The organism is Paenarthrobacter sp. NPDC090522 (genome assembly GCF_044769225.1).
Classification (GTDB): domain Bacteria; phylum Actinomycetota; class Actinomycetes; order Actinomycetales; family Micrococcaceae; genus Arthrobacter.
Map to the genome: position 1 here is coordinate 137,546 of NZ_JBIVXL010000010.1, position 24,181 is coordinate 161,726.

Genomic DNA, 24,181 nt, shown 5'->3' on the forward strand with positions numbered 1-24,181 from the left:
CCTAGAAGAAGGTATGGATGAGGTCGACGACGGTTTGGTCACCTGCGGTGGCGACCCCGCCCGTGGTCACTGCGTCGCCCTTGGCGGCGACCCCGCCGGGAGTGACAGCGTCGCCGGTAGTGCCCGCGTACTCAGCCGTGCCCGTGCCGCCGGGCTCGCTGCTGGCCAGCACGGGGATGACGGTCCACTTGTCGAAGGCCGTGCACGGGTGGGACAGGCCCAGCCGGACGACGTCGCCGGGGCGGACCGTGGTGGTTTCGGGATCGAAGGTCATGAAGGAGTGCTGGTCGTTGACGGACGTGATCTCCGCGCCGACCAGGGTTTCCATGGGCCCGCCGAGGACCGGGCCGATGAACTGCGGCTCGGGAAGTCCTTCGTCGAAGGGGAGGTCGCGTTTGCCGGCGTCGAGGATGGCCAGGCCCGGTTCGGTCTGGGAAACCACCCTCGCCCACCCGCGCATCCCGGCTGTGAAGGGCTGCTCGCCTTCGCGGGAGAACGGGGAGATGCCGCGGTAGAAGCCGTCGTCGTGGATGATGTAGGCACCGCTGCGGATCATGAGGTCAACTGATGGACCCCCGGTTTCGGCCCCTGTGCTGATGCAGGGTGAGAGGACCGTGACCACGTCATCGAAGTAGGCGCTGCCACCTGCAGTGATGATCACTGACCCGGAGCCGTACAACCCGGCCGCGAGTAGCTGCTCGTGAAGCAGCCGCATGTCGGCGAGGTAGCCGCGGACGGCGGCCAGGCCGGCGTCGTCCGCTGTGTGCGCGAGCGAGCCTTCGTACCCGCTGACGCCCACCAGGCGGAGGTGCTCCGACGCGGCCACTGCCCGGGCGACGTCCATAGCGGCTTCCACACCACGGGCACCGGTCCTGCCACCGTGGGCTCCGAGTTCCACCAGGACATCCAGCACTGAGTCTGTGCCCGCGAGCGTGCCTTCGATCAGGGCAACCGTCTCTACCGAGTCCACCCAGGACAGGATGGTGGATTCCTGGGCCGCGACCCACTGGATCGCGTGCGGGTCTGTGAGGCTGTTGGCGAGCTGAAGGTTCTGCACCCCGAACTCGCGGGCCACGCGGAGCTGCGCGAAGTTCGCCAGCGTGATCCCCCAGGCTCCGCGGCTGAGCTGTTTGTCCCAGAGCTGCGGGGACATGGTGGTTTTCCCGTGGGGTGCCAGCAGGACGCCGCGCTCCGCACACCAGGCCGCGAGCCGGTCCGCATTGGCTTCGAGGGCGCGGGCGTCGAGCGTGAGCAACGGGGTTTGGAGATCGGCCAGCGTGTGCTTGTCGGCGAGGAACTCCGCGTGCGTGGTCCCGTTGGCCGTTGCGGGCACGGCTTTGTGCCGAAAATCGAGCTGGCGGTTGGCCAAGGCTGCCACGGCGGAGGCCGAGATTGCTTCGGAAGTGTTCACGCGTTGATTCCCTTCGCGGTGCTGCGTCTTTGGGGCGGCGGGGTTGTGTGTTCGCTGCTGCGATTGTGATTGCGTTGCGTATTTTGCAACGCTGGTTGCAAAGCTGCTGGTGATATGTCTAACATGGTGCCGGATTGAGAGTCAAGGCCGCGGCATGCTCCGCAGGGCCCCTCAAACCCCCGCGGATCGACTTGTCCCGCGGCGAAAACAACGCTGAAAACGCACTGATCGGGTACGGGAGTTACATGCTGTCTGCTGTTTGTGTTGGCGAGACCATGGCCATGCTGACCCCTGTCCAGGCGGTCCCCTTGCACCTGGCTACAGAACTTCACTGCGGAATCGGTGGTGCGGAATCCAACGTCGCCATGGGCTTCGCGGCCATGGGCCTGGACACGCACTGGGTGAGCCGGGTGGGCCACGACGGCTTCGGCACGCGCATCCTGGACGACTTGCGGGACCACGGGGTAGGCGTCACGGGTGTCGAAGTCGACTCCGCGCGGCCCACCGGCGTGTACGTGAAAGTCCCGGCCCAGGAATCAGACCCCGACGGCGGCAGTTCAGTCCTGTACTACCGTCAAGGGTCCGCGGCCTCCGCCATGGGACGGTCCTTCCTGGAGAATCCCGCCGTGGCTTCCCTGCTGGAAAACGCCTCGCTTATCCACCTGAGCGGCATCACCGCCGCGCTCTCCCCCGAGTGCCTTGGCCTGCTCGAAGCACTGCTCAGCGCGCCCCGGAACGGTCGGACCATCAGCTTTGACGTCAATTGGCGGGCTGCCCTGTGGGCCGGACAGGACCGCGGCGTCCTGCAGCGGCTGGCGAACCTGGCCGACGTCGTGCTTGTTGGGAAAGACGAAGCCGAACCGGCCTTCGGCACCAACGACGAAGCCGAACTCCGCCGCCTCCTGCCGGACCCGAAGGTGCTGGTCATCAAAAACGAGGCGATCAGCGCCATTTCGCTCGACCGGAGCGGCACCCGGGAGGAAGTGCCCGCGCTGTCCGTGTCCGTCGTCGAGCCTGTTGGTGCCGGCGACTCGTTCGCGGCCGGCTACCTCAGCGGCCTGCTCTACGGACTCGGCCAAAAGGAAAGCCTTCGGCGCGGCCACGTAGCCGCCGCCTGCACCCTGACTGTCCACGGCGACCGCGGACCATTGCCGCCCGCAGAGCAGCTCTCGGCAATCCTCGATTCTTCGGATAGCGAATGGGCTGCTATCCATGTTGAAGGCGGACAATTCAACACCAGAACCGGAGCGTGACACCTTGAGCCAGAGCCTGATGCGGGCCATCGACCTGCTTGGCGAACTCGCCGCGAAACCAGCAACACTGGACGAGCTCTCGTCCAAGGCCTCCGTGCACAAGACCACCGTGATGCGGCTCCTCCATGCCCTCGAGGAAAAACGGCTCGTGGTTCGCGACGACGACCAGAAGTTCATGCTCGGCTCAAAACTCTTTGAACTCTCGTCCCTTGCCCTGGAGCAGCGGGACATCCGCAAGGTGGCCCACCCTCACCTGGCGGATTTGAATGGCCGCACCGGGCACACCGTGCACCTCGCGGCGTTCGAAGGGAACGAGGTGGTGTACATCGACAAGTTCGAATCGCACCACCCCGTCCGCATGTACTCGCGCATCGGCCTCACTGCATCGCTGCACTCGGCCGCTGTGTCCAAAGTCCTCCTCGCGGACATGCCGCGCAGCCGGCAGGAAAAGATCGCCGCGGGGTTGGATTACGTCAAAGTCACCGAAAACACCCTGACCTCCCCCTCCGCCCTCCTGGCGGAGCTGGAACTGGTCAAGGAACAAGGCTGGGCCCACGACAACGCCGAGCACGAGGCCTTCGTGCACTGCATCGCGGCCCCCATCCGCGATGCCAGCGGTGCCGTGGTTGCCGCAGCCTCTTGTTCGGTACCGGTAGTAATGCTCAGCTATGAAGGCTTGCTTGAGCTGCTGCCCGACCTCAAAGCCAGCACCGAGGCCATCTCCAACGACCTCGGCTGGATCAGCCATGAAAGGAACTCAGCATGAGTAAAAAGACCGTAGTACTCACCGAAAACGCCCCCGCCCCGGCACACGTGTTCTCCCAGGGAATCAAGAAGGGCGGCATGTTCCAGGTCTCCGGCCAGGGCCCCATGGATCCCACCACCAACCAGTACATCGGCGACGGCGACGTCCGAGTGCAGACCCGCCGCACCCTGGAGAACGTCAAGGCCATCCTCGAAGCCGGCGGATCCTCCGTTGAAGACGTGCTGATGTTCCGCGTGTACCTCACCACCCGCGACGACTTCGCCGCCATGAACGAGGTCTACGGCGAGTTCATCCGCGAAAACGTCCCCAGCGGCCTGCTCCCGAGCCGCACCACGGTGTTCGTCGACCTCCCGCACGAGGTCATGCTGGTGGAAATCGACGCCCTCGCCGTCACCGCCTGACCCTCTCTCACCAAACACCCCCTCCCCGCGGGACGCTCTCTCACCAAATACCCCTTCCCGCGGGACGCTCTCTCACCAAACACTCCTTCCCGCGGGACGCTCTCTCACCTGCTGAGATAGCGGCCGACGGCGGCACTCGACTTCAGTGCCGCCGTCGGGGGTTCAAGGGGCGGATGGCTGCGGGCGGCGTGCCGCCACGACCCACATTGAAAGCCAATAACGGCCAACACGCCGCACTTTTCAGCGACCTCGGGTGTACACGGCTTCAAAGTGGGTGGCGAAGGCCCGGCCGACGGCGGCACTCGACTTGAGTGCCGCCGTCGGGGTATAAGGAGTGGCTGGCGGCGGGAGGCGTGCCACTACGACCCACTTTGAAGGCCAAAGACGGCCAACACGCCGCCCCTTCCGACGAACTCGCATGCACACGGCTTCAAAGTGGGTGGCGGCGGTACGCCCATTCAGGAGTTTGGGCTAGTCCCGAGGGGTTTCAGGAGGCTGCTTGGTCCCTCGACGGGTCAATCCAAGGATCAGGAAAGTCGCGCCCATGGCTGCGAAGGCTATCCATCCAGGGTTGCCGAGGATCATCAAAGTGACTCCCAGGATGGCAAAGACGATGCCAAGGGGCAGGAATGCCTTGTCTCCGGAATTGTTCTTCTTGGCCGACGGCCCTGACGTGGTGTTCGTGTCCCCATTCACCTTTGTGAGGCTACCTCAAACCCTATTCCGTTGCGGCCCCGCTGTTGGGCAACCCCGGACTAGCGGGGCTGCGACGTTTTCATGGGAAGGGCCGGGACGGCCGGGACCCGCTGGCGCTTCGCGAAGATCCGCGCACGTTGGCTGGATAGGGCCAACAGCACCAAAATGTCCGTGGCCAAGCCCGCTAGTCCGGCCTCGAGGGTGATGCTGGTAGTCCCGGTGGAAGCGTCGATCGCCTGGACCAGGATGGAGACCGAGCTCAAACCCATCGCAATCACGCGTGCACCGTTGCTCCCGAGGAAGATCCTCCAGGCCAGGAACACCTCCCCCAGCCCGAACACCAACACAACTATCCCCACAATGGTGACTGCCGCCGTCGTGGTTTCCGGATCGGCGGGAGCGTCGCCGAGGGTGAGATCGGCGAAGACATCGGACGAGGTGAAAAGCGTGACGGCGAGCGCGAGTGCCGCCAAAGCCCTGACCACCACCAGGACGGCGCCCATGGTGGTGGGGGCTGGGCGGCGGTCGCGGCTGTCCGTCGATTTGGGCTCCTGCGACGACGGGACGGAGACAAGCCGGGCGTCGACGACGGGAAGGTCACCATCGGTGGAAATGGAATCGCCGCCTCCATTGCGCGAGTGGTAACCCGTGGAGAAGTCCTTGATCACTTGAACGCGGACAGAGGCCTCGCCCTCAGAGACCGTCCGGACAATGTGGTCGCGTTCCACGTCGGTGTTCTGCTCGATCTTGTGGGTGATCTGGAGCGTGAAGAGGGAGAATCCGACGCTGCGGTCATAGGTTCCGGCGGCCAGCCAGTCCACCTTGTGTCCACCCGGCAACATCCAGCCGTCGGGGCATCGCCAGAAGCGGACGTGGTGCCGTTTGCCCGGGTTGTTGTCCACTTCCTGTTGGTAAGCGAAGTCCTGTTGCCGGTCGAAGAGATACAGGGGGCTGACCGGGGCCTGTTCATAGCTTTGCCGCAGGATGGTGGAACTGATGATGCGGCGGCTGCTGGCGAACGTGACGTCGTCCGCGATGGTCCAGCCTGCGCGGCGCATGATGGCGTGGACCTGGCGTTCCTTACCGAGGAGCGCCACGTTAACCGGATCGCCGAGCAGGCCATCGCTGGTACGGGCACGGCCGATGAAATAGCCGGGCACGTAGATGGTGGTCAGTATCCGGTGCAGGCGTGGCAGGAGCAGGTAGGCCAGGAACGCCCAGAACACGAGCCATGACCAGAGCTGGCCCCAGCCGAGCTGGAAACTCTCACCTACCAAGAGGAAAGCAAGCCACACCGCCCCGACACCGCCGAGGACGAAGAACCCGCGGTCCAGCCACGTGTCTGTGGCCTCCTTGCTCGGCGCCTTGTACATGAAAGCTCCCCCGGTTGCGTTCCTTAAGCTTCGCCGTTGCGGCTGGGGTTGTACATGGCGATCGCTGACGCAGCCAATTGACCGGCCAGACTCAGCTGGCGATTTTGTGATGGCGTTGCAGCAGAAGGTGAACAGCCTCCCGGACCAACGCGCTTTGACCCTTCCCCGTTTCCCTGATCAGGTCGTTGAACGCTTGGTACTCCTGCTCGGAAATCCGTCCACGTACCGTCGGAGAAGGGCCAGCGGACTGCCGCTGGCCCACTTTCGGACGCCCTGGACGCAGTGCGGCCTCAATGGCCTCTTCACTCCCGAACTCGCGCAAGAGGAAGGACCTGCCAGCCGCGGCCGCATCCGCGCCATGAAGGGCAGTACCGATCCCTTGGACCTCCGTATCGGGATCGCTCAGACGCTGCGCCAGTGCCTCGTAGTCCATTTCATCTCCAGCCATCTGGGTGCTCCTCTCGGAATCGACTGAACTTTGGTCCTAATTGCATTGCGTGAAAGATGGAAGACTCTCTGCCATCGCCGAACTCATGAACCAGAATCTCAATCTCCCGGCCCGTTTGGGCGTGCTCCGGACCGACGTAGAGAACTATCCTTCCCTCTCTAACGGGCTCGTCCAATTCATGCACGAAGCTCGCGTTCAAGATCGCGTAGATCTGGTCTTGGCGCGAAACTCCATGCTTCTCGCTCGATGGTTCCCAGCTGGGTGCCATTACCCATCCTACTATTTTGTAGCCATTAATTGTAGCAGCATTCTATGGACGACCGGCCGGTCTCAGCTGGCGCGTGGACCGCTATGTGGATAACCCGTCCAGTGTTCGAGTTCGCGCCCGCACCATCAACGACTGGCTACATGGCTGCGTCCGCTTGCGTGAAGACTCACTTCTCCCCAAGGTCGACAAACAGCTGCCAAGGATGCTTAGCATGAAGACGCCCGGCCACACCGGGTACGTGACCTCTTGAACGACCCCTCGGACGGTCGCCGTTGACGCGGCGGCCACGTAAAGGAGAAAGCTGTGCGGGAGCCTGTAGTCAGCGAGAGTGTGTCGGAAACCAGCGAGGGACCGGCGGAGGCGCCCGTGGAACCTGTACAGGCACCGGATCCATCGGCGGAATCAGCGGCCGAGGAAGCAACCGAGGAGACCCAGGCCGCCGAGATCACCTTCGACGAGCAGTTCTACCCCGCACGCCCCAAGGCACTCAGGCCGATTGCCCGCCGTCGTCAATTCTTTGCCGCCCGGCCCTCATTGGAGTTTGACGGCCTTAACAAAACGTACGTGGACTGGCTCCGGAACCAGTCCATGCTGGGGGACGCGAACACCATGGCGCGGCAGCTGTCCGGCCAGGCGAGCATGTGGCAGAACGCATACGCCCGGCCCAACCCGAGGGCGGCCGTGGAGAAGGCACCCGTGTGGTTCACGGCCTATCCGCTGTCCTTCATCACCCGGGAGAACCAGTCGTTCCTGGCCGCCCTCGGAGATCCGGAACTGTGGAAGGCCTTCCGGGAGATCGGTATCCGCGGTCTCCACACAGGCCCCGTGAAACTGGCCGGCGGCATCAGCGGCTGGTCCCAGACTCCGAGCGTCGACGGGCACTTCGACCGGATCAGCATGGCGATCGACTCCGCGTTCGGCACGGAGGAAGAGTTCCGCCAGATGTGCGAGATCGCCGCGGAGCACGATGGCACGGTGATCGACGACATTGTCCCCGGACACACGGGCAAGGGCGCCGACTTCCGGCTCGCCGAGATGAACTTCCGCGACTACCCCGGCATTTATCACATGGTGGATATTCCCGAGGAGGACTGGCACCTGCTTCCTGACGTACCCGAGGGCAAGGATTCGGTGAACATCAGCCCGGAGGCTGAGCAGGCCCTGCAGCAGGCCGGGTACATCATCGGCCGGCTCCAGCGCGTGATCTTCTACGAACCCGGGGTGAAGGAAACCAACTGGAGTGCCACCCGTCCCGTCGCGGACACCACGGGCCAGGTCCGCCGCTGGGTGTATCTGCACTACTTCAAGGCCGGGCAGCCGTCCATCAACTGGCTGGATCCAACCTTTGCCGGAATGCGCCTGGTGGTGGGCGATGCCCTGCACTCGCTGCTGGACCTCGGCACGGGCGCCCTTCGCCTGGACGCCAACGGGTTCCTCGGCGTGGAGAAGAGTGCCGAGGAACAGCCCGGTTGGTCCGAAGGCCACCCCCTGTCCGAGGCCGCCAACCAGCTGATCGGCTCCATGATCCGCAAGGTGGGTGGGTTCTCCTTCCAGGAACTCAACCTGACCATCGACGACATCAAGGCCCAGTCCGAGGCCGGCGCGGACCTTTCCTACGACTTCATCACCCGCCCCGCGTACCACTACTCCCTGGTCACGGGCGATACCGAGTTCCTGCGGCTGACCCTTCGCCTGGCCATGGAGATCGGCGTGGACCAGGCGTCCTTGGTCCACGCCCTGCAAAACCACGACGAGCTCACCTACGAACTCCTGCACTTCGCCGCTGGACACCGTGATGACGTGTTCGAGCTAGGGGGCGAGGAACTGACGGGCGCCGAGGTTGCGGAAAAGGTCCAGCAAACCCTCCGCGAGCGCCTGACCGGCGAGAGCGGCCCCTACAACGCCCTGTTCACCACCAACGGCATTGCCTGCACCACGGCGAGCTTCATCATGGCTGCGATCGGCATCCAGGATCCGGACTCTGTTACGGCCGAACAAGAGACCCAAATCCGCAATGTCCATGTGCTCTTGTCCATGTACAACGCGCTGCAGCCGGGCGTGTTCGCCCTCTCCGGGTGGGACCTCACCGGCATCATCGCCCTTCCCCGCGACGTGGTGGGCGAACTGACCGCGCAGGGCGATACCCGCTGGATCAACCGTGGCGCACATGACCTCATGGGCACCCGACCGGACGCCGTGAGGTCCGCGGCAGGGATGCCCCGGGCACGCAGCCTTTACGGTTCATTGCCGGAGCAACTCAAGGACTCCGGTTCCTACGCGCGCCGTTTGCAGGAAATCCTTCGCGTCCGCGAAACGTCCGGTATCGCCACGAGCACGCTGTTGGACGTGCCGGACGTTTCCAACCGCGCGTTGCTGGTGCTGGTCAACCAGCTCGGTGACGGGAACCTGGAAGTCACGGTGCTGAACTTCTCTGACCAGGACATCGCGGGCAGCATCCAATCCCCGCACCTGGTTCCGGGGGCCACTGTCCACGACCTGTTCAGCAGCTCGGACGTAGGCCAGGTGGACGACCTGCACAGCTTCTTCCTCGAGCTCGGCCCTTACCAGGGCACGGCTTTGGTGCTGCGGGAACCGGAACCCGTAGAGGAGGAACCGGCCGCCGGGACACCCAACTGAGTCGCAGTTAAAGCCGTTTTGAGCCGGTCATAACGGTCTCAATTGCCACCCAGTTGGGGACGCGCACGACGTCGGCACCTGGGTGGGTGCCGACGTCGGGCTCTGCTGTTGGTCGCCTGTGAAGCGGCGGGGTGATTACCGGACCGGGTCCCAGCTCTGGACCAGGAAGGCCCAACCGCTCGGAGCGCATGGTCCCGGATCGACTTGATTGCCGCCGCCGCCGAAAGCGAATTTTTCGCCGATATTCAGAATCGTCCCATTGGGAAACACCACTCCGGTTTCAGTGATCTTTGTCCCCCGGGGAAAGATGAGCCCATCCTCGCTGCTTTCGCTGACGAGGCATCCAGCACTGTTCAGGCCCAGTGTTCCTCCGTTGAGCGCATCCATGTGGAAGTCTGCTTCCGGGTTGTTGGCGACGGCAGCTTTGTTGCCATTGCCGCCCGTGACGATGTGATGGTCGAACGTTGGCATCCGGCCCGTGAGTTCGGGCAGGGGCGGAAGCTCGTTTGGGTCGGGCGTCGAGGTGGCCACGGGTGAGGTGGCAGCAGGTTGGGGCTGCCCCGTCTGCGGGGCAAACACCCCGGACACCGCAACGCCGGCAACCACGGCAACCGTCGCGGCCACCAGGCCAACCCCCGCCGCCCTTCGGATCCTGCGTGTGGAGGACTGCTTGTGGAACTGTTCAACTGAGCCGGCCACGGTGAGTTGCTCCGCGTCGGCGAACCTGACGGCGAGGCTCCTCTCCCGGCTCAGGGCCAGCTCTTCTTCCGTCGCCGCCAAGGCGGGATCGGCTGCAGCCAGTCGCTCGAGGGCTTGCTTGGCGCTCATTCGTTGACTTCCTCTGCGGCATGGTCGGCCTGAAGCAGCCGGCTGAGTTCTTTCCGGGCCCGGTGCAACCGCATCCGGACCGCCGTCGCGGTCAGCTGGAGCAGCTCTGCGACTTCGGCGGAGGTGAATCCGTCCCAGTACGTCAAGAGAAGCACCTCGCGCTCGTCCGGTTTGAGCCGGTCCAGCGCTTCCCGGACCCCCTCATCGTCGGAGCCCAGCATGTGCGTCCGCTGCAGCTCCAAGTGCTGTGTGAGGTTTCGGGAACGCAGGTCCGAACGGTGGTGGTTGCGGAGGACGTTCCTGGCGATGCCGAAGACCACCAGCACGGAAAGCTCCTGGTCCTGGCGGGTCTTCTCCCACGCGATCCTGAACACCTCCGCGCAGAGATCCTCGGCTGTGGACGCCCCCTCTGTCCGGCGGCGGAAATACTTATAGACCTTGTCGTGGCAGGCCGCGTGTGCTGCCAGGAAATGCTTCTCCCTGGCCGACTCCACACGATCTCCTTGATCCGTCTTCACGCTCATAGCCGGTTAATGTCCGGCAGTCAGAAGAATGTAACCAACTTTGCGGAAGTTTGGGCGAGCCCCGTACCGTCCCCACCTACTTTGGGTGCCCACCCCGGCGGAACGCCGTGGTTTAGCGGCGTGTCGGCCCGGGTGGAAGCCAAAGTGGGTGGTGGCGGCACGCCCACGCGACCCGCACCCAAGCAAAGTCAGTGGTGGCGGCACGCCCACGCGACCCGCACCCAAGCACAGCGAACGACGGCGGGAGGCTCCCGCCGTCGTTCGCGTTGTGAGGGTGTGCTGCGATGAAGAGGTGATCAGGAGTTGAAGATCACGAAGAACTTACGGATGCGCTCCTTGATGTCCCACGTGCCCTGCCAACCAATGGGGAAGAAGGCTGCATTGCCGGCCTCAACGGTGACGGGCTCCTTGCCGTCTTCGGTGACAACCATGCGGCCTTCAAGGACGTGGATCACTTCGCCGCGCTCCAGGAACTCCCAGCGGGACAGCCCCGGGGCTGCTTCCCACACGCCGGAGAGGATGCGGGAATCGTCGCTGGCGAAGGGGACTGCCATGCGCACCGCGATGTCGTCGCCCAGGACTTCGGCGAACGGCTGGCCAAGGAGGGACTTCTCGAGGTCCGTCTCGAAGAGTTCCTTGGGCTGGAATGTAGTGGCCATGTGGCTCTGCCTTTCTGCTGGCACCGCTTCTGTGCGGCTGCTGGTGGATGGATTCCGCGGGTTGCTATCCATCCTGCGCGGTATCCATCGAAGCTAAAACCCTCAATCAGGACTGTTTTACGCTATTCCTTCGGGCAGGCCTCTCCCGGCGTCGGAGTTCGCCCACCACGGCGTCCACAACAACGAACACCAGCAAGCTCCAGCCCAGCAAGGGCAGGAAGAATCCCACGGCCACCATCACCGTGATAGCGGCAAGGACGCCCACCCAATGCCCCCGCAGGAACGCACCACGGGGAGCAGCCCGGCCCACTGCCAAAGAGCCGCCGCGGGTGGGACGCCGCCTCCACCACATCACGTAGCCCCACACCACCATGGCCGCCAAGCCCAGTGCCACAGCCAAAAGCAGCAACTGGTTCGCGAGCCCGAACAACAGCCCCATATGCGCTGCGATCCCCCAACGGGTGAGCTTCGCGGCGAGATTGAAGTCGTTGAAGTCCAGGCGGTTGGTGACCTGCCCGGTGGACGGATCGACGGCCACGGCACTGGCCGACGCCGGCCACTCCCTCCCTGCCTCAGTCACCGACCACGCCGTTCCCGGCTTGGTGGAGGGCTTGATGTCGACCATCGGTGCCTTCACGATGTCTGCGCGGGCAGCACTGGTCACGGAATCAAATAAGGCTGGATTGAAGGTTTGCTGAACCGCACTCGTACTGCCACCAGCGCCAGCGGTTCCGTGGCCCGAGTGGTCGCCACCCGCCGTCGTTTCTTCCCCTGTCAGCGACGTCTTGAGGCTCGGGGTGGTCCAGTCGAGGGCTGTCCGCAGCGTACCTACGTTGGCTCCTGCGTTCGCGGACCACGTCAGGCCAGTGGCCGAGAGGAACAGGAAGGCCAGGAGCATCACGGTTCCCGTGGTGCCGTGCAGCCACACGGTACGGGCTCGGCCGGTCCGCTTTCGCGGTGCACCCTGGCGTTTGCGGCGGATGCGCTCGATCCACAGCAGCAGTCCGCCCAGGGCAATCACCCACAGCCACGACGCCGCGAGCTCACTGTAGATCCGCCCGGGCTCGCCCAGGTTCAACGAACGGTGAAGGTTGGAGATCCACGTCCGGATGGGCATCGAACCGCTGCTGCCGTAGGTAGGCAGGTCGCCACGGATTTCGGCTGTACCGGGGTCAACGAAGACGGTCCGGTACGTCGATTCTGCCAAGGTCGGGTCAGCAAACAACACCCGGGTGGTGTCTTCCGGCCCCGGCGCCGGGCGCACGGTGACGGGAACCGCGCCGCCGGCCACGTCCATGGCGGCTTTGACCTGGGTGGACAGCGGCAATGGGTTTGCAACAGCCGGGACGCGCAACTCCTTGGCATAAAGGACCGGCTCCAATTGCGGTGCCATGGCGTACAGACCGCCGCTCAGCGCCGCAACCAAGAGGAACGGCCCGGCGAGGATCCCGGCGTAGAAATGGAGCCGGAGCAGGAAGGCCCGGAACCAACCGCTTTGGGGCGGCGTGTGCTCAGGATTTGGGGATGGCGTGTTGGAGGCCCCGACTGGGGGCTTGGCGAGAAGAGTCATGGGATTTTCCTTAAGGAAGATGGTGGCGCGTCAACGCACGACGGCGGCGTGGAGCGACTCGGGCGCGCGGCAAGCACCCGGAATCCGGAAGCGAGCCAGCGGCGCCGAGGGTGCTGCAAAAGCGCGTGACAGCCGCACTTGAAAGCACGACGGCGGGGCGGCGCGACTCGGGCGCGTGGTTTACCCAACTGGGTCGCATTTGTGCGCGTTTTGAGGGTTCAAAACGCGCTTAACTGCGACTCAGTTGGGTGGGCGCGGGGTTGGGTGGGCGCGCGGCGCGGGGTGGAGTGGAGGGTGCCCGGTAGAGGGTAGCGGGTTAGCGCTTCGCGGGGCGGGTACGGGCCAGGGCAGTCACTCCCGCGGCAAGTCCCACCAATCCCGCAGCAAGACCAAACCATCCCGCCGTCGAACCTCCATCAGAGGCGGGCGTCGTCGCGGAAGCCGGCGCCGGCGTCGCAGAAGCGGTAGCCGCGGCGTGGTGGTCATCCGAACCGGCGGTCTTGGCCGTGGTCACGAAGGAGGGCGCCGGGTGTTTCGGCTCGTCCTGTCCTTCAACCGTCTTCTCGTCCCAGGCAACAACCGTGCCGTCCGTGTAGCTCTGCTTGGCGGGCAACGTGATGGTGGTGCCGGCGTCGGGCAGCACACCAACGGAGATGGAGAAGGTCTGGTACTCGTTCTGGCCGATCTGGTGGGCGTCGTCGGCGGTCCACACCACGGAACCCGGAGCCTTGGTGACCGTTGCGCCGTTGACCGTGACGGGCTTGGGCAGGTCGGCAGTGACCACCTGTGCGGTCCAGCCCTCCACGGGCTTCACGGAGACGGAGTTGAACGGAGTGTCCGTGGGCAGCGCAACTTCGAGCTTGTTGGTCTTGGCCGTGGCGGATTCGTTGGGGACGCTGAACGTCAGGTGGGTGTAGCCGCCCGCTGTGGTGCTTTCCGGGTCCACGTGGACGTGCGCGGAGGCCGTGGCGGCGCCGGCGGCGAGCATCCCTGCGGCGAGGGAAGCAACGGAAACGGACTTCAGGGTACGGCGAATGGAGGTCTTCATGGCTTGATGCCTTTCACAGAAAAGGTGGGAGTCCGGGTCCCGGATTGGCCGGGCCGGTAACTGTGCCGCCTGTGTCCTGCGAACTGAACGTGCGAGGGTCTCAGACGGCGGGCATCATCGCCGGCGGTCCCCGCCGTGCGGGCATGCGGCGGACCAGCTGGTGCCGCGGGAGGACGATCGGTGCCGCGACAGGTCCGGGGACCCGTGCGGGGACAATCACGAAAGGTTCAAGGAGCGTGATCAGGGGCCGGAGCCACGCCGACAACGCCCAGAGCGCCTGCTCGCCACGGGCCAGCACCACGGCTGTCACCACGGTGGCTACCGCGTGGGCGGCAAACATTTGCCCGTCGCTGGACGCCTGGACCGCGCCGGAAACACCAACAGCGTCAACGGCCATCCCGGACGCGTGGTGGGCGTGGCCGCTTGGCATCGGCCCGCCGGAGGCAGCCGCGGAGAGCGAGTGGAAAGCCCAGTGCAACCACGCCTGCCCGGCGCCAAGGACACCGACCAAAACGGGGAACGACAAGCGGAACGTGGTGAGAATGGATACCGGCAACACCGTCAAGGCACACAAACCCAGGAGAATCGCAGGCTCGGGAAGGACTCCCCCGCCAGCGAGGTGTCCCCCGGACGCCAGGCCGATGATGAGCGAAGAAATCATCCCGGTACGCAACAACCGGAAAGAAGCACGACTAGCCATCGGCGCTCCTTTCCGGTTGCTCAGGGACTACGTTTCAGCTGACCAAAAACCGCAGTCCAATGGATCACAATTTTACGGGCGTACGCGGGGGTAGCTCCGTTTGCTGCAAAAGTTACGCGAAGGTCTTTCCCGCCGATCCGAGTTGCTGGGCGGCCTCGACAATGCGCGCCGCCATGCCGGCTTCAGCCGAAGCACCCCAGACGCGGGGATCGTAGGTCTTCTTGTTGCCCAAACCGCCGTCGACCTTCAGCACGCCGTCGTAATTGGCGATCATATGGCCGGCCACCGGGCGGGTGAACGCGTACTGCACGTCTGTGTCGATGTTCATCTTGATCACGCCATGGGACACGGCCTCGGCGATCTCCTGCTCGGAGGAACCGGATCCGCCGTGGAACACCAGGTCGAACGGCTTGTCCTTGCCGATCTTCGCGCCCACCTCGGCCTGGATCTGCTGGAGCAGTTCCGGGCGGAGCTGGACGTTGCCCGGCTTGTACACGCCGTGCACGTTGCCGAAGGTCAGAGCGGTCAGGTAACGGCCGTTCTCGCCGGCGCCCAGGGCCTCAATGGCTGCCAAGGCATCTTCAGTGGTGGTGTAGAGCTTCTCGTTGATCTCGTTCTCCACGCCGTCTTCCTCGCCACCCACGGTGCCAATCTCGACTTCGAGGATGATCTTGGCGGCAGCCGCGCGTTCCAGTAGTTCGCGGCCGATGCGCAGGTTATCCGACAGCGTCTCGTGCGAGCCGTCCCACATGTGGGAGTTGAAGATGGGGTCCTTGCCGGCCTTCACGGCTTCCTCGGATGCGGCCAGCAGCGGCAACACGAAGCCTGACAGCTTGTCCTGCGGGCAGTGGTCCGTGTGCAGGGCGATGTTGACGTTGTAGTTCCTGGCAACCTCGCGGGCGAACGCCGCGAAGCCCAACGAGCCCGCCACCATGTCCTTCACCGACGCACCGGACCAGTACGCCGCACCACCGGTGGAAACCTGGATGATGCCATCGGATTCGGCCTCGGCGAAACCGCGGATCGCAGCATTCAAGGTCTGCGACGACGTCACGTTGACCGCAGGGTAGGCGAACCCTGACGTCTTCGCGCGGTCGATCATCTCCGAGTAAATCTCTGGGGTTGCAATGGGCAAGGTGGCTCCTAGGCTGGGCTTGGGCTAAGCGGGTTAGTTGGCTACGACGCCAGTGGTCTCGTAGGTGGCAATCTTGCCGATCCGGCGTTCGTGGCGTTCGGCATTGGTGAACGGCTCCGCAAGGAACGCCTTGATCAGCTCCGTGGCTTCCTCCACAGAGTGCTGGCGTCCGCCAACAGCAACCACGTTGGCATCGTTGTGCTGGCGTGCCAGCACGGCGGTGTCCAGGTTCCAGGCCAACGCCGCGCGCACGCCCTTGACCTTGTTCGCGGCAATCTGTTCCCCATTGCCGGAACCTCGCAGGACGATGCCCAGGGCGTCAACCCCTGCGGCCTGGTCATTGACGACGGCGGTTGCGGCGTTAATGCAGAAGGAGGGGTAATCGTCCTCCGGATCGTAAGAGGTGGGTCCGTGGTCCACCATTTCGTAGCCGCTCTCTGTGAGGGCGGTGATGAGGTGCGAGCTGAGTTCAAGCCCGGCGTGGTCGGTTGCGATGTGAACGCGCATGGGTGGTCCTTAGGCTTTCTGGAGTTCGGGGGTGGACGTCGGCGCAAAGGCGAGCTGTCCGTTGGTGCGCAGCGAATCGATCGCGTCCGCGGGCGACGGCTTGCCGTAGACGGCCGAGCCGGCCACGAAGATGTTGGCACCGGCCTCGGCGGCGCGGATGATGGTTTCCTCGGTGATGCCGCCGTCCACCTGGATGGCAACGTTCACGCCGGATCCGTCCACGGCTTCGCGGGCGCGGCGGATCTTGGGAAGGACAACGTCCAGGAACGCCTGGCCACCAAAGCCGGGTTCCACGGTCATCAGGAGCAGCATGTCCAGCTCGGGGAGCATGTCCAGGTACGGCTCCACGGGAGTCGCGGGGCGCAAGGCCATGCCGGCTTTGGAGCCGCGTGCGCGGAGTTCGCGGGCGAGCTTGATGGGGGCCATCGCAGCTTCCACGTGGAAGGTCACCGAGTCCAGGCCGGCGTCGGCGTACAGCGGAGCCCAGCGGTCGGCGTCGGCGATCATCAAGTGGGCGTCCAGCGGCACGGGGCTGACTTTCTGAATCCGTTCCACAACCGGCAGGCCAATGGTCAGGTTCGGCACGAAGTGGTTGTCCATGACATCCACGTGCACGGCGTCGGCGTTGCTGATGCGGGCCAGCTCGGCTTCGAGGTTGACGAAGTCGGCCGAGAGGATGCTGGGGTTGATGCAGCACGTCAGTGGGGAGGTGGACATGATGTCCTGCCTTTCGGGAACGGTCAGAGCGGGAAGTAAAGGGCGTGGAGACCCCCGGAACAGGGGGTCTCCACGCGGGGCGCCAGATGCAGGGGCGCCCAGGGAGGAGGGCTTGCGAGGGTCAGGCGGCCTTGCGGGCGGCGGCAAGTGCGCCTTCGACGTCGGCCAGCAGTTCCTTCCAGCTGGCCACGAACTTCTCGAGTCCTTCGGACTCAAGGAGGGCAACGACGTCGTCGTAGGAAACACCGATGTTCTCGAGGGCGTCGAGGACCTTCGCGGCTTCCTGGTAGGTGCCCGTGAGGGTGTCACCCTTGGCCACGCCGTGGTCGAAGGTGGCATCCAGGGTCTTCTCCGGCATCGTGTTCACCACGCCGGCGGCAACCAGTTCGGTCACGTAGAGGGTGTCCGGGTACGCCGGGTCTTTCACACCGGTGGAAGCCCACAACGGACGCTGGGCACGGGCGCCGGCCTGGGCCAGGACGTTCCAGCGCTCGGTGGAGAACAGTTCCTCGAAGACCTGGTAGGCAAGGCGTGCGTTGGCAACACCGGCCTGACCCTTGAGGGCCTTGGCTGCATCGGTTCCGATGGCGTCGAGGCGCTTGTCGATCTCGGTGTCCACGCGGGAAACGAAGAACGAGGCAACGGAGTGGATCGTGGAGAGGTCGTGGCCGTTGTCCTTGGCCTGCTTGATGCCTGCCTGGAACGCATTGATCACTGCGCGGTAGCGGTCCAGGGAGAAGATCAGGGTCACGTTGACGCTGATGCCCTCAGCCAGGACCGCGGTGATGGCCTCGAGTCCTTCAAGGGTGGCAGGAATCTTGATCAGGACGTTGTCCTTGTTGACCTTCTTGTACAGTTCCTTCGCCTCCGCGATGGTGCCTGCGGTGTCCCAGGCCAGGCGCGGGTCGACTTCGATGGACACCCTGCCGTCAACACCGTTGGTGGATGCGGCAATGGGGGCGAACAGATCGCAAGCGGCTGCGACGTCCGTGGTGGTGAGCTCGAAGATGGTCTCTTCCACACTGGAACCGGCGGCGGCCTGTTGGGCGATGGCGTTGTCATAGTCGGAGCCCGAGGTGATCGCGGCCTGGAAGATGGACGGGTTGGTGGTCACGCCAACCACGTTCTTCTCCTCGATGAGCTTCCGCAGGCTGCCCGTCTCGAGGCGGTTGCGGGAAAGGTCGTCGAGCCAGATGGAAAGACCGGCTTCGGAAAGCTGTGCGGTGGGAGTTGCGTTGGTCATAAGTTCTTCCTTCCAAACGGGTGGCAGTTACGACGGCGGCACGGGACGTATGCGCTTCGTCCCGCGCCGCCGGTCGCACCTGCGGTTCAGGGGTTAGTTGGCGACGGCGGCCAGGGAGTCCATGGCGGCCGCGGTGACGGCTTCGGCGGTGATGCCGAACTCGGTAAAGAGACGCTTGTAGTCAGCCGAAGCGCCGAAGTGCTCGAGGCTGATGGAGCGGCCGGCGTCGCCAACAAACTCGCGCCAGCCCAGGGACAGGCCGGCCTCAACGGAAACGCGGGCCTTGACCGAGGACGGGAGCACGGATTCGCGGTAGGCCTCATCCTGCTTCTTGAACCACTCAACGGAAGGCATGGACACAACGCGGGTGGCGATGCCCTCGGACTGGAGGGCCTGGCGGGCTTCGACGGCCAGGCTGACTTCCGAACCGGTGGCGATCAGGATGACCTGCGCGTCAACGGTCTTGCCGCCCTTGGAAGCCTCGGCCAGCACGTAGCCACCCTTGGCAACACCAGCCGGCGATGCGAAGGTGTCGCCGCTTGCCTCGCCGGTGCCACGGGCGAAGACCGGGACGTTCTGGCGGGTCAGGACAATGCCTGCCGGGTTCTGGTGGTTCTCCAGGATGGTCTTCCAGGCGATGCCCACCTCGTTGGCGTCGGCCGGGCGGACAACGTCCAGGCCGGGGATGGCGCGCAGGGTGGCGAGCTGCTCCACGGGCTGGTGGGTCGGACCGTCTTCGCCCAGGCCAATCGAGTCGTGCGACCACACGTAGATGGACGGGACACCCATCAGTGCGCCCAGGCGGATGGCCGGCTTCTGGTAGTCGGAGAAGATCAGGAACGTACCGGAGAACGCGCGGGTCCGGCCGTGGAGCGAGATGCCGTTCACGATCGAGGCAGCAGCGTGCTCGCGGATACCGAAGTGCAGCACGCGTCCGTAGGGGTTGCCCTTCCAGGCGTCCGTGGAGCGGGAGGCCGGGATGAAGGACGGCGAGCCCTCGATGGTGGTGTTGTTGGACTCGGCCAGGTCGCAGGAACCGCCCCACAGCTCGGGCAGTGCCGGGCCAATGGCGTTCAGGACCTTGCCGGAAGCGGCGCGGGTGGAAACATCCTTGCCGGCTTCGAACACGGGCAAGAGCTCGTCGATTCCTGCAGGGAGCTGCTTGGACTCGATACGTTCCAGCAGTGCTGCGCCCTCGGGGTTCGCGGACTGCCAGGCGTTGAAGGAAGTGTCCCACTGCTCGCGGGCAGCCGCGCCGCGGTCCACCACCTTCCGGGCGTGGGCCAGGATGGCCTGGTCCACTTCGAAGGACTTCTCCGGGTTGAAGCCCAGGACTTCCTTGAGTGCTGCGACTTCCTCGCCGCCCAGTGCCGAACCGTGGATCTTGCCGGTGTTCTGCTTCTTCGGGGCCGGGTAGCCGATGATGGTGCGCAGCGAAATGATGGACGGGCGGGTGGTCTCGGCCTTGGCCTTGAGCAGCGCGGTGTAGAGCTCCTGGACGTCTTCCACGTACTCACCCGTGCGCGTCCAGTCCACGCGCTGGGTGTGCCAGCCGTAGGATTCGTAACGCTTCAGGACGTCTTCGGTGAACGCAATGTCCGTGTCATCTTCGATCGAGATGTGGTTCTCATCGTAGACAACAACGAGGTTGCCCAGTTCCTGGTGGCCGGCGAGGGAGGAAGCCTCTGAGGTGACGCCTTCCTGGATGTCGCCGTCGGAAGCGATGACCCAGATGGTGTGGTCGAACGGCGATTCGCCGGCGGGAGCATCGGCGTCGAACAGGCCGCGCTGGCGGCGCTGGGAGTAAGCGAACCCAACCGAGGACGCCAGGCCCTGGCCCAGCGGGCCGGTGGTGATTTCCACGCCCTTGGTGTGCTTGTACTCCGGGTGGCCCGGGGTCAGGGAGTCCCAGGTGCGGAGGGCCTCGAGGTCCTTCAGTTCCAGGCCGTAACCGGAGAGGAACAGCTGGATGTACAAGGTCAGGGAGGAGTGGCCCGGGGAGAGGATGAAACGGTCGCGGCCGATCCAGTCGGCATCACGCGGATCGTGGCGCATCAGCTTCTGGAACAGCAGGTACGCCGCCGGAGCCAGGCTCATGGCCGTACCGGGGTGTCCGTTGCCCACCTTCTCCACGGCGTCGGCAGCCAACACACGGGCGGTGTCAACGGCGCGCTGGTCCTCAGCGGTCCAGTCGAGGGTTGCGGTTTCAGGATCTGCGTCGCTGAATGTAAGAACCGCGCTTGCTGTTGGATTCACGATTGATCCCCTTTGATGTGTGGTTCGGCCGCCATGGCCGAATGCATGCTTTGGTTGGTTTCCATCCTTCCGAAACAAAGGGGTAGGTAAAACACTGTTTTCTGACAGTTTTTGACTATACTTTCGGACAGGGCGGATTTTTTTGCCCGGGCAGTTGCGCACCGGAGCACAGCAGCCAGAGAGCACAACAAGGAATTAGCCATGACCCTGTCGAACCCCCCATGGCCGCTGTTGCATTCCGTGGCAGCCTTGGCCGATGCCCCCCTGTCCCAAATCGCCGAGCGGCTCCGCGAAGCAACGCTCCCCTCCGTCGGCAGCACTGCGCTGGTCATCTTCACGGAGGACTGTACCGGCCGGCCGCAGAAGAAGGCGGGCGCGGAAGAGATCATCTCCCGCGTCTCCATCGAAGAGCTGGATAACCTCCGCGCAGAGCTGCCCGACGACGGGCCCTGGCGAGGCGAAGCCGAACTGGCCGGCAAGCCCCGGCAGGCGTTGGCCCTCAAGCACGCCCCCAGCAACGCCCTCCTGGTGCTCACGGATCCCCGCCTGGTGGACCCGGACAGCGACGCCGGGCTGGAAATGCTGACGTACCTGTGGAACATCACGGCCCGGCGCATCCAGGAAAAAGTCGCGGATGCACCGCCGTCGTACCTCATTGAATCGCGGGCGGCGTCAGCCGAGCGCCTGCGCGTCACCGCCGAACTGACGGACCTGCACTCCACCACGCTGGAAACGCTCCTGGCCGCGCTGCGGTCCTCTTCCATGGACCACGCCACGGCCCGCACCACGGTTACGGATCTCGCCGCCAAAGCCCTGGTTGGCCTGCGTACGCACAGCGACCGCACCACGGAATTGGTGAAGGAGCCGGTGGCCAAGGCCTTCGAGCGCCTGCGCGATGACCTTCGTCCGCTGACGGGTTTCAGCGGCATCGAGGTCCAGTTCATCGAACCGCCGCTCAACGGCAGGGACCTGCCCGGCGAGGTGGCGCACGCCGCGCGCGCCATTGTCCGCGGCCTGGTTTTGGCCATGATGGAACAGCCCGAGGTCAGCCGCATCCGCACGCACTGGGACTGCGACGGCGAGAACCTGCTGATCAACGTCCGCGACGACGGCGGCGGTGCCCTGACCACCGAGGATCCGAACATCAGCCGCCTTGACCGGCGGGTGCAGGCGCTCACCGGACAGCTCCGGATGGACGTCATGGCGGGCTGGGGTGCCGACGTTTTCGTCTCCCTGCCCCTGGACCTCCCGGCCCGCCCGGCCGGCGACGTGACCGGCTGGAACCTCGCGGCCCGCGAACTTGAAGTGCTCCAGCACCTCGCCTCCGGCCACCGCAACCGCACCATCGCGTCGTCCATGGGCATCAGCGAGAACACGGTCAAGTTCCACGTGCGGAACCTTTTCAAGAAGCTCGACGTCGGATCGCGCACCGAGGCGATCGCACTGGCCCACAGCCACGGCATGCGGCAGTCCTAGTACCCGGATCCGGGCACGGGAAGAAGCGGGACGACGTCGGTCGTCCCGCTTCTTCTGTTTTGGGCCTCAGGGCGAAAAACTATACTAAGGAGTAGGTAGCTATGCGGCCGGCCGGGTCGCGTGACCCCCAAACTGGTGCCGCAGGGCGGAGACCATTTTCATGGCAGGAGAGCTGTCCTCGCGCGAAGCGAAACGGGCAAACAGGGCCGCGGTAATGACAGGGGTGGGGACAGCGTTGGCGATCGCTTCCTCAACGGTCCACCGGCCTTCCCCGGAGTCCTCCACATAGTCACCGATAGTGCGCAGGCCGGGATCCTCGTCCAGCGCCTTGACCATCAGGTCCAGCAGCCAGGAACGCACCACCGTTCCCTTTTGCCAGGCGCGGAAGGTCCCGGGCAAGTCAGTGATGATGTCCTTGGCCTCCAGCAACTGGTATCCCTCGGCGTATGCCTGCATGAGGCCGTACTCGATCCCGTTGTGAACCATCTTGGAATAGTGGCCCGCCCCCACCCCGCCCACGTGGACAAAACTGTCTGCACGTTCGCCTTCCGGCCGCAGGGCATCGAAGACGGGCATTGCGCGCTGAACGTCCTCGGTGTCTCCCCCAACCATGAGGCCATACCCGTTCTCCAGGCCCCACACACCGCCGGAAACACCACAGTCCGCGAAGCGTATGCCGCGTGCGGCGAGCAGTTCGCTGTGTTTCTGGTCTTCCGTGAACCGCGAGTTGCCACCGTCGATCACCAAATCTCCGGAGCTGAGCTTTTCACCCAGTTCACCGATCACGGCCTCCGTGGCGGCGCCGGCCGGGACCATCACCCAGATGATCTGCGGTGCAGGGACCGTTTGCAGCAGCTCGTCCAGTGATTGCACATCGGTGACGTCGGGGTTCGGGTCGAAGCCCGTGACCGTCACGCCGCCTTTGCGGAGGCGTTCGCGCATGTTGAAACCCATTTTTCCAAGGCCTATTAGTCCGATGTGCATGGTGCGGCTCTTCTCGTGCGTTTGGGGTGGCGATTGGGCTGGTCTGGTGCCGGCCGGTGGTTCTGGGTGGTGGTGGTGGTTTAGGTGGTCATGGTGGCGAACATGAGGGCCATGGTGGTGGCGCCGGCGGCTTCGAGGCCGTGTTCGGTGCGGGTGTTTGTGGGGTGGTGGTGGGTGTGGGTGGTTTGGGTGCGGTGGCGTAGGAGGAGGATGAGGAAGGTGGTGGCTGCTGCGGCGAAGGCGATGGTGAGGAGGGTGGCCAGGGCGGGGGTGTTGTGGAAGATCGACGCGGTGCCGGTGCCGGTTCCCGTGGTGGCGTGGTGGGTGTGGGCTGCTGTTGCGGGGGTGCTGCCCGTTGTTGCCTGGGTGTTGGTGGTGGTGTGGTTGGTCATCATGGCGATCATGATGGCTGCTGCTGCCATGGTGGCGGCGTGGTAGGTGCATTTGAGCCGGCCGGTGGTGCCTGAGCAGAAGGTGCGGTAGTGGGGGCGGGCGACGGCTTGGATGGTGAACCAGAGCGCGGCGGCGGCCAGGATGAGGATTTGGGCGAGGGTGGTTGCGGGGGCGGCGTTCCAGAGCATGGCTGCCATGAGCAGGTGCATGAGGGCGTGCAGGCCCTGGTTGGTCCGGTCGGCCCAACTGGGTCGCAGTTGTGCGCGTTTTGAGTGCTGATAACGCGCACTAATGCGACCCAGTTGGGTGCCTCGGCCGGGGCGGCCCGCTCGGCCGGGGCGGCGGGTGTGGGCGGGGCGGAGGGTGTGGGCGGGGCGGAGGGTTTGGATGGTGTGCCAGGTTCCGCTGGCCAGCAGCACCACGGTCAACGCCCAGGTCATGGCAGGGATAGCGAACACACTCATCACGCTCTCAATACATATATATAAGGAATACGGAGTTGGATCCGGTCCCCGGCACGGCTACCAACAGCACGGTTGGTGCCAACACCGGGGACCGAAGTCTTGAATGGGTTTCGCCTGATGTGGCGCGGCTGCGGTTCCTGCGGGCGGATTCCTGGTGAGTCCAGTCCGGCCCGCGGACCTGAAAAAAGTTTGTGGGGTGAGGCCGCGGGAGCACCGTTGTTGTGGTGCTCCCGCGGGTCTCGTTCGGTGACGGTCAGTTGCTTGGCGGCTGCCAGTCGGTTGGCTCCTTCGGGGACCCTTTACTCTCCGGTCTTGCAGCAGCTGTCACCTGTTTGGGTGGTGCTGGTGGTGGTGGGGAGGTTGAGGGTGGGGTTTTGGTTGAAGAAGCCGTGGGGTTCGAGCATGAAGCCGATGTTTTGGCGGG

At 64.7% G+C, this 24,181-nt stretch carries 22 protein-coding genes; 5 read left to right on the plus strand and 17 right to left on the minus strand.

Features of this window, described 5'->3' with window-relative positions:
* Position 1 precedes the first annotated feature (1 nt).
* A complete protein-coding gene (locus tag ACIQT2_RS14925) occupies positions 2–1,411 on the minus strand; it encodes an alanine racemase (RefSeq protein WP_402947814.1) in 1,410 nt (469 codons plus the stop codon).
* A 245-nt stretch (positions 1,412–1,656) separates the two neighbouring features.
* Between ACIQT2_RS14925 and ACIQT2_RS14930 the strand changes: the two genes are divergently transcribed.
* From ACIQT2_RS14930 to ACIQT2_RS14940, 3 genes are read left to right on the plus strand one after another with little or no spacing between them, the layout of a single operon-like run.
* Positions 1,657–2,664, plus strand: a complete 1,008-nt coding sequence (locus ACIQT2_RS14930; RefSeq protein ID WP_402947816.1) for a sugar kinase — start codon at positions 1,657–1,659, stop codon at positions 2,662–2,664.
* Positions 2,624–3,430 carry an IclR family transcriptional regulator gene (locus tag ACIQT2_RS14935; protein ID WP_402947818.1) on the plus strand — a complete coding sequence of 269 codons (807 nt, stop codon included), beginning with the start codon at positions 2,624–2,626 and terminating at the stop codon, positions 3,428–3,430. The genes ACIQT2_RS14930 and ACIQT2_RS14935 overlap by 41 nt, the downstream gene beginning before the upstream one ends.
* Entirely contained in the window at positions 3,427–3,831 is a 405-nt protein-coding gene (locus ACIQT2_RS14940; RefSeq protein ID WP_402947820.1) for a RidA family protein, read from the plus strand. Before ACIQT2_RS14935 ends, ACIQT2_RS14940 begins: the two co-directional genes overlap by 4 nt.
* A 471-nt stretch (positions 3,832–4,302) precedes the next feature.
* On the opposite strand, the gene ACIQT2_RS14945 is transcribed toward ACIQT2_RS14940, so the two are convergent.
* The 3 genes from ACIQT2_RS14945 to ACIQT2_RS14955 all read right to left on the minus strand — a co-directional run bounded on the left by ACIQT2_RS14945 (position 4,303) and on the right by ACIQT2_RS14955 (position 6,348).
* Positions 4,303–4,527: a hypothetical protein gene (locus tag ACIQT2_RS14945; RefSeq protein ID WP_402947823.1), complete on the minus strand. Its 225-nt coding sequence runs from the start codon at positions 4,525–4,527 to the stop codon at positions 4,303–4,305.
* Positions 4,528–4,586: 59 nt separating this feature from the next.
* A complete protein-coding gene (locus tag ACIQT2_RS14950) occupies positions 4,587–5,900 on the minus strand; it encodes an LssY C-terminal domain-containing protein (RefSeq protein WP_402947826.1) in 1,314 nt (437 codons plus the stop codon).
* Between the two features lie 91 nt (positions 5,901–5,991).
* Entirely contained in the window at positions 5,992–6,348 is a 357-nt protein-coding gene (locus tag ACIQT2_RS14955; RefSeq protein ID WP_400332668.1) for a hypothetical protein, read from the minus strand.
* Positions 6,349–6,919: 571 nt separating this feature from the next.
* Between ACIQT2_RS14955 and treS the strand changes: the two genes are divergently transcribed.
* A complete protein-coding gene (gene treS / locus ACIQT2_RS14960; protein ID WP_402947830.1) occupies positions 6,920–9,253 on the plus strand; it encodes a maltose alpha-D-glucosyltransferase in 2,334 nt (777 codons plus the stop codon).
* Between the two features lie 135 nt (positions 9,254–9,388).
* On the opposite strand, the gene ACIQT2_RS14965 is transcribed toward treS, so the two are convergent.
* The 11 genes from ACIQT2_RS14965 to tkt form a co-directional block, all read right to left on the minus strand.
* Positions 9,389–10,081, minus strand: coding sequence for a hypothetical protein (locus ACIQT2_RS14965; protein WP_402947832.1), 693 nt, complete (start codon positions 10,079–10,081; stop codon positions 9,389–9,391).
* Positions 10,078–10,605: an RNA polymerase sigma factor gene (locus ACIQT2_RS14970; RefSeq protein WP_402947835.1), complete on the minus strand. Its 528-nt coding sequence runs from the start codon at positions 10,603–10,605 to the stop codon at positions 10,078–10,080. The genes ACIQT2_RS14965 and ACIQT2_RS14970 overlap by 4 nt, the downstream gene beginning before the upstream one ends.
* Positions 10,606–10,901: 296 nt before the next feature.
* A complete protein-coding gene (locus tag ACIQT2_RS14975) occupies positions 10,902–11,264 on the minus strand; it encodes a cupin domain-containing protein (protein WP_387439283.1) in 363 nt (120 codons plus the stop codon).
* Positions 11,265–11,370: 106 nt separating this feature from the next.
* Positions 11,371–12,834: a PepSY-associated TM helix domain-containing protein gene (locus ACIQT2_RS14980; protein WP_402947838.1), complete on the minus strand. Its 1,464-nt coding sequence runs from the start codon at positions 12,832–12,834 to the stop codon at positions 11,371–11,373.
* A gap of 316 nt (positions 12,835–13,150) precedes the next feature.
* Positions 13,151–13,882 carry a YcnI family protein gene (locus tag ACIQT2_RS14985; RefSeq protein WP_402947841.1) on the minus strand — a complete coding sequence of 244 codons (732 nt, stop codon included), beginning with the start codon at positions 13,880–13,882 and terminating at the stop codon, positions 13,151–13,153.
* A 100-nt stretch (positions 13,883–13,982) separates the two neighbouring features.
* Complete coding sequence (locus tag ACIQT2_RS14990) at positions 13,983–14,543, minus strand: hypothetical protein (RefSeq protein ID WP_402947844.1); 561 nt, start codon at positions 14,541–14,543, stop codon at positions 13,983–13,985.
* A 151-nt stretch (positions 14,544–14,694) separates the two neighbouring features.
* Positions 14,695–15,717 carry a class II fructose-bisphosphate aldolase gene (gene fbaA / locus ACIQT2_RS14995; RefSeq protein WP_402947847.1) on the minus strand — a complete coding sequence of 341 codons (1,023 nt, stop codon included), beginning with the start codon at positions 15,715–15,717 and terminating at the stop codon, positions 14,695–14,697.
* 33 nt (positions 15,718–15,750) lie between these two features.
* Positions 15,751–16,224 carry a ribose-5-phosphate isomerase gene (locus ACIQT2_RS15000; RefSeq protein WP_402947850.1) on the minus strand — a complete coding sequence of 158 codons (474 nt, stop codon included), beginning with the start codon at positions 16,222–16,224 and terminating at the stop codon, positions 15,751–15,753.
* A gap of 9 nt (positions 16,225–16,233) precedes the next feature.
* Positions 16,234–16,941, minus strand: a complete 708-nt coding sequence (gene rpe, locus ACIQT2_RS15005; RefSeq protein WP_397326471.1) for a ribulose-phosphate 3-epimerase — start codon at positions 16,939–16,941, stop codon at positions 16,234–16,236.
* 121 nt (positions 16,942–17,062) lie between these two features.
* Positions 17,063–18,184, minus strand: a complete 1,122-nt coding sequence (gene tal, locus ACIQT2_RS15010) for a transaldolase (protein ID WP_402947853.1) — start codon at positions 18,182–18,184, stop codon at positions 17,063–17,065.
* Between the two features lie 93 nt (positions 18,185–18,277).
* Positions 18,278–20,440, minus strand: a complete 2,163-nt coding sequence (tkt, locus tag ACIQT2_RS15015) for a transketolase (RefSeq protein ID WP_402947856.1) — start codon at positions 20,438–20,440, stop codon at positions 18,278–18,280.
* A 201-nt stretch (positions 20,441–20,641) separates the two neighbouring features.
* Between tkt and ACIQT2_RS15020 the strand changes: the two genes are divergently transcribed.
* Positions 20,642–21,916, plus strand: coding sequence for a LuxR C-terminal-related transcriptional regulator (locus tag ACIQT2_RS15020; RefSeq protein WP_397326468.1), 1,275 nt, complete (start codon positions 20,642–20,644; stop codon positions 21,914–21,916).
* Positions 21,917–22,015: 99 nt separating this feature from the next.
* Here ACIQT2_RS15020 and gnd read toward each other — a convergent pair whose 3' ends face one another.
* Together gnd and ACIQT2_RS15030 are read right to left on the minus strand one after the other, a co-directional pair.
* Entirely contained in the window at positions 22,016–22,900 is an 885-nt protein-coding gene (gnd, locus tag ACIQT2_RS15025) for a phosphogluconate dehydrogenase (NAD(+)-dependent, decarboxylating) (protein ID WP_402947859.1), read from the minus strand.
* Between the two features lie 80 nt (positions 22,901–22,980).
* On the minus strand, positions 22,981–23,757 hold the full coding sequence (locus ACIQT2_RS15030) for a DUF5134 domain-containing protein (protein ID WP_402947862.1): 777 nt from the start codon (positions 23,755–23,757) through the stop codon (positions 22,981–22,983).
* Positions 23,758–24,181 lie beyond the last annotated feature (424 nt).

Coding starts and splice junctions, on each gene's coding strand:
- ACIQT2_RS14930 (WP_402947816.1), top strand. CDS start 1,657: ATGCTGTCTGCTGTTTGTGTTGGCGAGACCATGGCCATGCTGACCCCT.
- ACIQT2_RS14935 (WP_402947818.1), top strand. CDS start 2,624: ATGTTGAAGGCGGACAATTCAACACCAGAACCGGAGCGTGACACCTTG.
- ACIQT2_RS14940 (WP_402947820.1), top strand. CDS start 3,427: ATGAGTAAAAAGACCGTAGTACTCACCGAAAACGCCCCCGCCCCGGCA.
- ACIQT2_RS14950 (WP_402947826.1), bottom strand. CDS start 5,900: ATGTACAAGGCGCCGAGCAAGGAGGCCACAGACACGTGGCTGGACCGC.
- ACIQT2_RS14955 (WP_400332668.1), bottom strand. CDS start 6,348: ATGGCTGGAGATGAAATGGACTACGAGGCACTGGCGCAGCGTCTGAGC.
- ACIQT2_RS14965 (WP_402947832.1), bottom strand. CDS start 10,081: ATGAGCGCCAAGCAAGCCCTCGAGCGACTGGCTGCAGCCGATCCCGCC.
- ACIQT2_RS14970 (WP_402947835.1), bottom strand. CDS start 10,605: ATGAGCGTGAAGACGGATCAAGGAGATCGTGTGGAGTCGGCCAGGGAG.
- ACIQT2_RS14975 (WP_387439283.1), bottom strand. CDS start 11,264: ATGGCCACTACATTCCAGCCCAAGGAACTCTTCGAGACGGACCTCGAG.
- ACIQT2_RS14980 (WP_402947838.1), bottom strand. CDS start 12,834: ATGACTCTTCTCGCCAAGCCCCCAGTCGGGGCCTCCAACACGCCATCC.
- ACIQT2_RS14985 (WP_402947841.1), bottom strand. CDS start 13,882: ATGAAGACCTCCATTCGCCGTACCCTGAAGTCCGTTTCCGTTGCTTCC.
- ACIQT2_RS14990 (WP_402947844.1), bottom strand. CDS start 14,543: ATGATTTCTTCGCTCATCATCGGCCTGGCGTCCGGGGGACACCTCGCT.
- ACIQT2_RS15000 (WP_402947850.1), bottom strand. CDS start 16,224: ATGCGCGTTCACATCGCAACCGACCACGCCGGGCTTGAACTCAGCTCG.
- rpe (WP_397326471.1), bottom strand. CDS start 16,941: ATGTCCACCTCCCCACTGACGTGCTGCATCAACCCCAGCATCCTCTCG.
- tal (WP_402947853.1), bottom strand. CDS start 18,184: ATGACCAACGCAACTCCCACCGCACAGCTTTCCGAAGCCGGTCTTTCC.
- ACIQT2_RS15020 (WP_397326468.1), top strand. CDS start 20,642: ATGACCCTGTCGAACCCCCCATGGCCGCTGTTGCATTCCGTGGCAGCC.
- gnd (WP_402947859.1), bottom strand. CDS start 22,900: ATGCACATCGGACTAATAGGCCTTGGAAAAATGGGTTTCAACATGCGC.
- ACIQT2_RS15030 (WP_402947862.1), bottom strand. CDS start 23,757: ATGAGTGTGTTCGCTATCCCTGCCATGACCTGGGCGTTGACCGTGGTG.